Source organism: Limnohabitans sp., from assembly GCF_044361645.1.
GTDB lineage: Bacteria > Pseudomonadota > Gammaproteobacteria > Burkholderiales > Burkholderiaceae_C > Limnohabitans_A.
On sequence record NZ_JBIKIL010000134.1, the window covers coordinates 1 to 9,835 of the forward strand.

The following is a 9,835-nucleotide window of genomic DNA, read 5'->3' on the forward strand; positions in this document are numbered from 1 at the left end:
GTTGCCTCAGGCGGATCGATGGAAGACGTTCTTGGACTACGTGGTGCAGAGAATCACCCGCCCCCTGCCGCCTTGGTATCCACCAAGTCAGCTCACGATGACAGAATAACTGCCGGATCTAGGTTCAGACCGGTTCGCGCCAGCGCCTGGAGTGGCCACGCCTTACGTGCCGCCTCCACCGCAAGGTCCACAGTCGCACATGCGGCCATTGGGGTGGGTCGATCCGTTTCGGTGGTTGGCCAAGGGCTGGCGTGACATGCTGGCGCACCCCGGCATTGCGCTGTTTTATGGCCTGTGTTTTTGGGCCATGGCGCAGGTGCTGGCCTTGGTGTTCAAACACAAGCCCGAGTACACCTTGACACTGGTTTCGGGCTGTTTGCTGGTCGGGCCATTTCTGGCCATGGGCTTGTACGAGGTCAGCCGAAAACGCGAGCAAGGCGAAGTGCCGGAGATGTCCAGTTCCTTGATGTGCTGGGACCAGCACATCAAGAGCATGGCCATGTTGGTGCTGGTGCTGATGGTGCTGGAGTTGCTGTGGGGCAGGGCGTCTTTGGTGGTGTTTGCGGTGTTTTTCAACACCGGTATGCCGTCGACCACGGGCGTGATCGAGGCGGTGTTCAACCCGCAAAACATTGAATTTTTGTTGGTCTATTTGGCCGTGGGAGGCGTCTTTGCCGCCTTGGTTTATGGCCTGTCGGTGGTGTCCATTCCCATGATTTTGGACCGCGACACCGATGCCATCTCGGCCGTGCTGACCAGCATGCGGGTGGTTTTTGCGCACCCGGGTGTCATGCTGCTGTGGGGCTTGTTGTTGAGCTTTTTGGTGATTGCGGCGCTGTGGCCTTGGGCCTTGGGCATCATTGTGGTCGGGCCTTGGCTGGGACACGCCAGCTGGTACGCTTACCGGGGCAGCGTCGAATGGGAAGAAAGCCCTGAAGAAGCTGTTACATTGAGCAGCTCAAATTAAAGGAGGCATCTTGGCCACACCCAACTACGGATTCGAAAAACGCCAGAAAGAGCTGGCCAAAAAACGCAAAAAAGAAGACAAGCTCAAAGCCAAGTCGGACCGCAAATCGGGCCTGTTGCCTGAAGATGGCGCAGAGCTCGATGGCGAGGCGGGCGATGCCGACACTGCAGCGCCGGGTTCGGCCGAGTCATCCACGCCTGCCGCCTGAGCTATTCGCTTTGGCCTCTTGCCTTTAGGAGCGACATCCTCGACGCGATAGCCCTTTGTTGCCCTCTTGCGCGTCCATCGCCGCGAGAGCGGGGCTCCCACAAGAAGAGCTTGCGCTTATGCAATTTGCACAAGCTCTCGCGCCAGTGCCAGCATGTCGGCCATGCTGTGGCTCGCAGGCGTGACCAGCGGGGCTTGGGCGTAATGCACAAAGTTGTTGCCGGTGGAGGCCTCGTAACCCGGGTCATAGTGGCCTGACAGCAGTTCGGTGACCACCTCGCGCATTTCCCCTCGCTCAATCCTTTCTTGCCAGCCTTGCACCACGGCTTTGCCACGCAGCGATGTCAAGCGCTCCAGCCGGTCGGCAAACAAGGCGCGTTCTTGCGTGAAAAACGCATAGTCTTCCAGCAGCAAATTCACCCGGTTTTCCAGCGACAGGTCCACCCGCAGGCAAGGGCTGGCGCGCATGGCCACCATCAACTCGGCGGGCACGGTCAAGTTGCCCACCTTTTTGCTTTCGGCTTCCACGAACACCGGACGGTCGGCGCTCAAGCCCCTCAACGCGTCCCAGACCTGCGTGTCAAAAGCCTTTTGAGTGGGCTGAGGCGTGCCCGGAATCAAGCCCAGCACCGAGCTGCGGTGGCAGGCGATGGCTTCCAGGTCCAGCACTTGCGCGCCTTCTTGCGCCAGCGCTTGCAGCAAGCGCGTTTTGCCCGAGCCCGTGGGCCCGCACAGCACCCGAAACTGCAGGCGCTGCGCCTGGCGGGGCGTGTCTTGCATCAGCGCTTGGCGAAAGGCTTTGTAGCCGCCCTCGATCAGATGCACCTTAAACCCGATTTGACCCAAGACCAAAGCCAATGAGTTGCTGCGTTTACCCCCGCGCCAGCAATACACCAAGGGCTGCCAGCTGCGCGGTTTGTCCATCACCTGGGTTTCGATGTGGTGAGCAATGTTTTTGGCGACCAAGGCTGCGCCGACTTTTTGCGCCTCAAAGGGGTTGACCTGTTTGTACAAGGTGCCCACCCGGATGCGCTCTTCGTTGTTCAGCGAGGGCCAACTCAAGGCGCCGGGCAAGTGGTCTTGTGCGTGTTCGCCCTCCGATCGGGCGTCGAGGATGGCGTCAAACCGACCCAGTTGCGCCATCGCATCCGGGGCCGAGATCAGGTGAACGCTCATTTCAGTTGTTTCTTCAAAGTGGGCCACACATTGGCCAGCAGACGCGGCTGCGCCGCTTCGTTGGGGTGGATTCGGTCGGGCAAAAACCATTTCAGAGGCTCGGGGTCGTCGCCCACGCCCTTCAAAAAGAAAGGCACCAGCGCCGCTTTTTGGCTTTTCGCCACTTGGGCATACGCCGCCTCAAATTGCTGGGCCATGTCGGGGCCATAGTTGGGGGGCATTTGCATGCCCAAGAGCAGCACCTGCGCACCTGCCGCTTGGGCTTTTCGGGTCATGTCCAACAAATTGCCTTGCGTCATGGCCATGGGCAAGCCGCGCAGCGCGTCGTTGCCACCCAGCTCGATGACGACATGGCTGGGTTGATGCCTCTGAAGCAGGGCGGGCAGGCGTGATCGGCCGCCCGAGGTGGTGTCGCCACTGATGCTGGCGTTGATGACTTGAACGCCGGGCTTTTCTTGCGCCAATTTTTTTTGCAACAAGGCCACCCAGCCCGTGCCTCGGGCCAAGCCGTATTCAGCGCTCAAGGAGTCGCCCACCACCAAAATGCGTTGGCCTGCAGCGGCCTGAGCAGGCAGCACAAGGCCCCAGCCGACAAGGGCCAGCAAGCTGCAGTTAAAGTGGCGTCGTCTTAACAAAGGTTTGTGCATGCCTGAATCCATCATTGCCGTGCGTAGCGTCTCTAAAAGTGTGCAAGATGCCAGTGGTCAATTGGACATTTTGCGCGATATCGATTTCTCGTTGAAAGCCGGGGAGACAGCGGCCATTGTCGGTGCATCCGGCTCGGGCAAAAGCACACTGTTGGCCATATTGGCGGGGCTCGACACACCCAGCAGTGGCCAGGTGGTGTTGGCCGGGCAATCGCTGTTCGATTTGTCCGAAGACGAGCGCGCCGCTGTGCGCGCCCAGCATGTGGGTTTTGTGTTCCAGAGTTTTCAGCTCATGCCCAACCTCACGGCGCTCGAAAACGTCATGCTGCCGCTGGAACTGGCTGGCCGACCTGATGCCCGCAGCACCGCTTTGGCCATGCTGCAACGTGTGGGTTTGGGTGAGCGCCTGAAGCACCTGCCCAAAGTGCTGTCGGGCGGCGAGCAGCAACGCGTGGCCCTGGCCCGCGCCTTTGTGGTGCAGCCCGATTTGTTGTTGGCTGACGAGCCCACCGGCAGCTTGGACCACGCCACCGGCCAATCCATCATGGATTTGATGTTCGCGCTCAACCGTGAACAAGGCACGACCTTGGTTTTGGTCACGCACGACCGGCAACTCGCCGCCTTGTGCGAGCGCAGCCTGGTCATCCAGGCGGGTCGTTTGAGCGAAGCGCTGACGCCGGCCGTCTGACAGCCCCGTCACGGCGTTTTGCTTTTGACGCATGGGCTGGGCGCGTCGGGCCTGCGGCTTTGAACAAGGATAATCACCGCATGTCATCTCACAAAGTGCTTTTCGGCTTCCATGCCGTGGGCGTGCGCCTCAAGATCGCGCCCCAATCTGTTGTTGAAATCCACTATGAGCTCTCACGCCGCGACGCGCGCATGCGCCAGTTCGTCGACAAAGCCCGCGACTCGGGCATGCGCCTGATCGAGTCGGATGGTGAGCGCTTGTCCAAATTGGCCGGTGGCCACGGCCACCAAGGCGTGGTGGCTTTGGTCACGCCCATGCCGCAAAACCATTCGCTCGATGACCTGCTCGACACCGTGCAAGGCCCGCCCTTGCTCTTGGTGCTGGACGGCGTGACCGACCCGCACAACCTGGGTGCCTGCCTGCGCGTGGCCGATGGCGCGGGGGCGCATGCCGTGATCGCGCCCAAAGACCACGCGGCTGGCATCAACGCCACGGTGGCCAAAGTGGCCAGTGGCGCGGCCGAGACCATGCCTTACTTCATGGTCACCAACCTGGCGCGCACCTTGGGCGAACTCAAAGAGCGCAGCATCTGGGTCATTGGCACCAGCGACGACGCACCCCGCAGCATTTACCAAGCCGATTTGAAAGTGCCCACCGCCTTGGTGCTGGGCGCAGAGGGCGACGGCATGCGCCAACTCACGCGCAAGAACTGTGACGAGTTGGTCAGCATCCCCATGCGCGGCGCGGTGGAAAGTCTGAACGTCTCGGTGGCCAGTGGTGTCTGTTTGTACGAAGCTTTGCGCCAGCGCAGTTGAGCCAAAAACGCTCAAACCCTTTATCCACCTGGACATTTGTCATGACACGGCTCACCACACGGATCGGCTGGATCGCCCTTCTCGGCACCACCAGCTTTTTGACGGCCTGCACCCAAGAGCAGCAAAACAAGATCAGCCGAGGCATCCAAAACTGGACCGGCACCAATGGCGTGATGGAAGTCTATGCGGGTGAAAAGCTGGTGCGCCGCTTCATCAAGGTGGACAAAGTCAGCACCGCCTTGGGCACCGACGATGGCAAACCAAGAGCCTACCGCTACGGTTATGGTGTGCTCGATGAAAACCTCAATTTCGAGGTCGACCCGGGCGAGAAAAAGGTGTATTTCGAGGTCAGCGATTACTCGAACACGGTGTTCTTTGAGAGTCCGCGCTGAGGCAAGAAGGCCGGCGGCGGTGTTGCTGCAAGGCTGTCTTTGCCAAGGCCTTGTGCATCCGGCCCGGTGAAGTGGATGCCTCTATGGCATCCCCATTTTTGCCACCCTGGGCTTGTTGTTGCCATCCCGGGCGTTTTTTGCCCACCCGGGCGAAGACCCGGGATCGGGTGTGCACCGCTGCCCCTTGCAGCCAACAGCTGTGAACCATGGATACCGACCATGCCGGGATGACAAATCAAGCACGGGTCTTGTTGCCCTGCACTTTGGAACGCACAAAAGCCGCAATGTCCTCTAAGGTTTTCGACAGGTTTTTTTGCAGAGTGTCGAAATCCGGGCTGCGTTCTCGGCTCGACTCTCGCATGTACAGCGGCCTTCGAATTTCAATTTGCAAGCTGTGGCGTCCCAAGGCAGGTTGGCCGATGTCGGCCAGCAAGGCCACGCCTTTGTAGGGGTCGTTGCGGGCCACGCTGTAACCACAGCGGCGCAGGCTTTGCTCGACCACTTGAACAAAATCGGGCTCACAGGTGCTGCCATCGCGGTCACCCAGCACAAAATCGGCCAAGGGCTTGTCGCTGCGCAGGCCGAGCCGTGCGTAGGCGTTTTGCGGCATGGAATGCAAGTTCAGGTGCCACACAGCGCCAAAATCTTGGCACGCTGCCTGGATCTCTTGGTCCACCGCGTCGCGGTAGGGTTGCCAGTAATTCGCAATCCGTTGCTGAACTTCTTGCACCGACAGCAAACGGTCATAAATCGGCGTGTCGGCGTTGACCCGGCTGAACACCAAGCCATAGCCCAGCTTGGACTTGGGGCCGGGCGAGAGTGGCACTGGCCAAGCACCGGCCAGCAAAGCAGGGTCGAGGTCGTCTAAGCTGCGGTTAGGGTCGATGTAGCAGCGCGGAAAACGGGCCGCCACCAAGGTGCCGCCCACCTGCGGCGTGGCCGCCCACAGTGCGTCAATGTCGGTGTCTTCGGTCAACCTGAGCTGATGCAAAGGCAAGGCAGAGCCGAAATCAGCCGGGTAGTGTGTGCCACTGTGCGGCGAATCGCAGACCAGGGGCACACGCACAGCCCCCTCAGGGCGGGACACCAGCACACAGGGTTCTGACATGGCAGGCAATTTCAGTCCAGTTGAATATTGGCCGATTTGGCAATGCGCTGGTAACGCGCCAGGGCTTTTTTGATTTGTTCGCCAAACTGCTCGGGCGTGTTGGCCATGGGAATGCCATCGATGGCCTCGCTGCGGGCCTTGAACGCTGGGTCTTGCATGGCTTGATGGGCTGCTGCATTGAGCTTGAGCACCACCGCCCGGGGCGTTTTGGCCGGTGCCAGCAAACCGAACCAGCCGCCTTCGTCCATCTCGGGGTAGCCCGCTTCTTTGTAAGTGGGCAGATCGGGCAAGAGCTTGCTGCGCTGCGGCGAGAGCAGCGCCAAGGGGCGCAGCCGACCGGCTTGGATGTGGGTGAGGGTCGAGGGCAAATTGTCGGTCAAGGCATCGATTTGGCCCGCCACAGCGTCGTTCAGGGCCGGGCCACCGCCCTTGTAGGGCACATGCAAAAGCTCGATGCCCGCCAACTGCAAAAAATTCTCCACGTTGGCATGACCCAAAGAGCCGTTGCCCGGAGAGCCATACGTGTACTTGCCAGGATAGGCCTTGGCCAGAGCCACCAACTCTTGCAAATTTTTGGCGGGCACTTTGGGGTGAACGGTCAGCACGCTGGGCACCGACATCACGTTGGTGATGGGCTCAAAGTCTTTCGCCGCATCGTAGGGGATTTTTTTGTAAATGGCCGGGCTGGCACCGTGTGTGCTGACCGTGCCCATCAACAAGGTGTAGCCATCGGGGGCGGCTTTGGCCACCGCATCGGCACCCAACACCCCGCCCACGCCCGCGCGGTTTTCCACCACCACGCTTTGTCCCAGCAACGGCCCCATGCGCTCGGCCAGCAAGCGCGCCACCATGTCGGTGGAGCCGCCTGCCGCAAAAGGCACGACCAGTTTGATGGGTCTTTGCGGAAAGCCCTGCGCCAATGCCGCACCGAAGAAGATTTGAAAAACTGAAAAAAAGGCGATGAATAAAAATTTAGTCAACATTTGGGTCTCCAAAAAAACCTATTTTGATGATGCGCAAGGCCTTAGACGAATGACTTTTGGGCCTTGGGTGTTGACTAAAATGCAATGCATGCGCATGGCATCTCCCTCATTGCCCGAACTGCACGCCTTTGTGACGGCGGCGCGTTTGGGCAGTTTTCACAAAGCCGCCGACATGCTGTGCGTCACGCCGGGCGCGGTCAGTCGGGCCGTGGCCAGGCTAGAAAACGACCTGGCTTGCGTCTTGTTCAAGCGCCATGCCCGGGGCTGCAGCTTGACCGAGCTAGGCCAGCAGTACTTGGCTGCGGTCGCCCCAGCCCTGGATGCGCTCGAATCGGCGGCCATGCAGACCCAACAGGCGCTGCTCAGTTCGGAGCTCAAGCTGTCGGTCACCCCCACTTTGGCCAGCCATTGGTTGATCCGCCGTTTGCCCGATTTTCAGCAACGCCACCCGCAAGTGCGCCTCTTGTTTTCGCCCTACCGAGCGGGTGACTTGCCCCTGTTGGCGGCGCAGGGAGCGACTTTGTGCGGCGGCGACGGGCAGTGGCCAACGGGTCTGGAGGCGGTGTATGTGGTGGGGCGGCAAATTGTCCCGGTGTGTCGGCCCGAAGCTTTGCAGGGGCCACAGGCCATCCAAAAGCCCCAAGACTTGCTGCACCGCCCTTTGCTGTTTCATGCCTTGCATCCGCACACCTGGCGTCACTGGTTTGAGACCTTGGGGTGTTGGCCGGACCCCGGCGTCGAGAACAAAGCCCTGACGCCTGCGGCCAGTTTTGACCAAGTGAGCCAATTGCTTGAAGCGGCCGTCAGCGGCATGGGCGTGGCCTTGGTGCAACGCTGTTTGGTCGACGATTACCTGGCCTCTGGCAAGCTGGTCGTGGCTTGGCCGCAGTTGGTCGAGAACGAGCGGGGCTACTATTTTTGCTACCCCGAGGTCCTGCGCCGTGCACCGGCCGTGGTGGCCCTGCGCCAATGGCTGCTCACCCAAGGCGCGGCCAGTACTTTGTGAACCTGTTTGTCGGACCTGTGTGCCCGCGCCCTTGCCCCCGGCAGGATGGCCCTGTACCCCCTCAGGCCAAGCGCCAAGCCCCTACACTAGCGGGTTATCCCGAGGTCAGCCCATGAACGCCTTCACCGACGTCTCCTTTTTCCCGCGCGACGCCAAACCGCTGTCCAGTTACCGCAAATACTGGGCGCAGCGTTTTGGCACGGCCCCGTTTTTGCCGATGAGCCGCGCCGAAATGAGCCAACTGGGCTGGGACAGCTGCGACATCGTCTTGGTCACGGGCGACGCCTATGTGGACCACCCCAGCTTTGGCATGGCGGTGATCGGCCGCATGCTGGAAAACCAGGGCTTTCGGGTCGGCATCATCGCCCAGCCCGACTGGACCAGCGCTGAGGCCTTCAAGGCGCTGGGCCAACCGAATTTGTTTTGGGGTGTGACCAGCGGCAACATGGACTCCATGATCAACCGCTACACAGCGGACCGCAAAATCCGCACCGACGACGCCTACACCGCAGGCGACGTGGGCGGCAAACGCCCTGACCGCGCTGCGATTGTTTACAGCCAACGCTGCCGCGAAGCCTTCCCGGAAGTGCCCATCGTGCTGGGCGGCATCGAAGGCAGCTTGCGCCGCATCGCGCATTACGACTACTGGTCTGACAAAGTGCGCCGCTCTGTGGTGGTGGACAGCAAGTGCGATTTGCTGTTGTACGGCAACGCCGAGCGGGCGATTGTCGAGATCGCCCACCGCCTGGCGGCGCGCGAGCCGGTGCAGCAAATCACCGATGTGCGCGGCACGGCCTTTGTGCGGCGCGAAACCCCCGAGGGCTGGTTCGAGATCGACTCCACCAACGTCGACACGCCCGGACATGTGGAGGCCCACATCAACCCCTACCTGATGATTTCGGACCAAGCGCGGGAGCAGGGCGCGAGCTGTGCGCGCGAAGAAGAGGCCAAGGCGGTTGCTGATGGCGCGAACCAGAATGCGCAGCCACTGCGTTTTGTGCCCAACGCTGCAACTGGATCGCCACGTCGCTTCGCTCCTCGCGATGACGAATCTACCGTCACTGCGAGCGAAGCGCGGCAATCCACAACCGCCGTCACTGCGAGCGAAGCGCGGCAATCCACAACCGCCGTCATTGCGAGCGAAGCGCGGCAATCCACAACTGCCGTCATTGCGAGCGAAGCGCGGCAATCCACAACTGCCGTCATTGCGAGCGAAGCGCGGCAATCCACAACTGCCGTCATTGCGAGCGAAGCGCGGCAATCCACAACCGCCGTCATTGCGAGCGAAGCGCGGCAATCCACAACCGACGTCATTGCGAGCGAAGCACGGCAATCCAGTCTTTCCGTCATTGCGAGCGAAGCGCGGCAATCCATCTCAGCTTCTCCTGCGCTGCGCGGCAAAGGCACGCACAAGGTGCCGCCGCGCGACAAGAGCGTCATCCGCCTGCCCAGCTACGAGCAGGTCAAGCAAGACGCCGTGCTGTATGCCCACGCCAACCGCGTGCTGCACCTGGAGACCAACCCCGGCAACGCCCGTTGTTTGGTGCAGGCGCACGGCGAAGGCCACACCGCGCGCGACGTGTGGATCACGCCGCCGCCCATTCCCCTCACCACCGCCGAGATGGACTTGGTGTTTGACCTGCCCTATGCCCGCAGCCCGCACCCGCGCTACGCCGACGAAAACGGCGGCCACGACGGCGTGACCAAAATCCCGGCCTGGGAGATGATCCGTTTTTCGGTCAACATCATGCGCGGCTGCTTTGGCGGCTGCACCTTTTGCTCCATCACCGAGCACGAAGGCCGCATCATCCAAAGCCGCTCCGAAGAATCCGTCATCCGCGAGGTG

General features: G+C 61.1%; 10 protein-coding genes and 1 pseudogene. 7 read left to right on the plus strand and 4 right to left on the minus strand.

The annotated features are described in order from the left end of the window. Positions 1-199 precede the first annotated feature (199 nt). Both ACIQ39_RS16600 and ACIQ39_RS16605 read left to right on the plus strand, forming a co-directional pair. Positions 200-967, plus strand: a complete 768-nt coding sequence (locus ACIQ39_RS16600) for a DUF2189 domain-containing protein (protein WP_396435712.1) — start codon at positions 200-202, stop codon at positions 965-967. 10 nt (positions 968-977) lie between these two features. After that, entirely contained in the window at positions 978-1,175 is a 198-nt protein-coding gene (locus ACIQ39_RS16605) for a hypothetical protein (protein WP_396435713.1), read from the plus strand. A 116-nt stretch (positions 1,176-1,291) separates the two neighbouring features. Here the strand turns inward: ACIQ39_RS16605 and mnmH are convergent, their stop codons facing one another. Both mnmH and ACIQ39_RS16615 read right to left on the minus strand, forming a co-directional pair. Then, a complete protein-coding gene (gene mnmH, locus ACIQ39_RS16610) occupies positions 1,292-2,350 on the minus strand; it encodes a tRNA 2-selenouridine(34) synthase MnmH (RefSeq protein WP_396435714.1) in 1,059 nt (352 codons plus the stop codon). Beyond that, complete coding sequence (locus ACIQ39_RS16615; protein ID WP_396435715.1) at positions 2,347-2,997, minus strand: arylesterase; 651 nt, start codon at positions 2,995-2,997, stop codon at positions 2,347-2,349. Before ACIQ39_RS16615 ends, mnmH begins: the two co-directional genes overlap by 4 nt. Here ACIQ39_RS16615 and ACIQ39_RS16620 point away from each other — a divergent pair. From ACIQ39_RS16620 to ACIQ39_RS16630, 3 genes are all read left to right on the plus strand, one after another. Then, the gene (locus ACIQ39_RS16620; protein WP_396435716.1) at positions 2,996-3,685 is read left to right on the plus strand and encodes an ABC transporter ATP-binding protein; all 690 of its coding nucleotides are present in this window, start codon (positions 2,996-2,998) and stop codon (positions 3,683-3,685) included. The genes ACIQ39_RS16615 and ACIQ39_RS16620 overlap by 2 nt on opposite strands. Positions 3,686-3,765: 80 nt before the next feature. Further along, positions 3,766-4,500 carry a 23S rRNA (guanosine(2251)-2'-O)-methyltransferase RlmB gene (gene rlmB / locus ACIQ39_RS16625; protein WP_396435717.1) on the plus strand — a complete coding sequence of 245 codons (735 nt, stop codon included), beginning with the start codon at positions 3,766-3,768 and terminating at the stop codon, positions 4,498-4,500. Between the two features lie 41 nt (positions 4,501-4,541). Then, positions 4,542-4,892 (plus strand): hypothetical protein, encoded by a 351-nt coding sequence (locus tag ACIQ39_RS16630; RefSeq protein ID WP_396435718.1) that lies wholly within the window; start codon positions 4,542-4,544, stop codon positions 4,890-4,892. 235 nt (positions 4,893-5,127) lie between these two features. Here ACIQ39_RS16630 and ACIQ39_RS16635 read toward each other — a convergent pair whose 3' ends face one another. Both ACIQ39_RS16635 and ACIQ39_RS16640 read right to left on the minus strand, forming a co-directional pair. Beyond that, entirely contained in the window at positions 5,128-6,000 is an 873-nt protein-coding gene (locus ACIQ39_RS16635; RefSeq protein ID WP_396435719.1) for an N-formylglutamate amidohydrolase, read from the minus strand. 11 nt (positions 6,001-6,011) lie between these two features. Next, positions 6,012-6,983 carry a tripartite tricarboxylate transporter substrate binding protein BugE gene (locus ACIQ39_RS16640; RefSeq protein ID WP_396435720.1) on the minus strand — a complete coding sequence of 324 codons (972 nt, stop codon included), beginning with the start codon at positions 6,981-6,983 and terminating at the stop codon, positions 6,012-6,014. A gap of 88 nt (positions 6,984-7,071) precedes the next feature. On the opposite strand from ACIQ39_RS16640, the gene ACIQ39_RS16645 reads away from it, so the two are divergent. Together ACIQ39_RS16645 and ACIQ39_RS16650 are read left to right on the plus strand one after the other, a co-directional pair. Beyond that, complete coding sequence (locus tag ACIQ39_RS16645) at positions 7,072-7,989, plus strand: LysR substrate-binding domain-containing protein (protein ID WP_396435721.1); 918 nt, start codon at positions 7,072-7,074, stop codon at positions 7,987-7,989. Between the two features lie 112 nt (positions 7,990-8,101). After that, positions 8,102-9,835, plus strand: a pseudogene (locus ACIQ39_RS16650) (hypothetical protein); the annotation flags it as partial.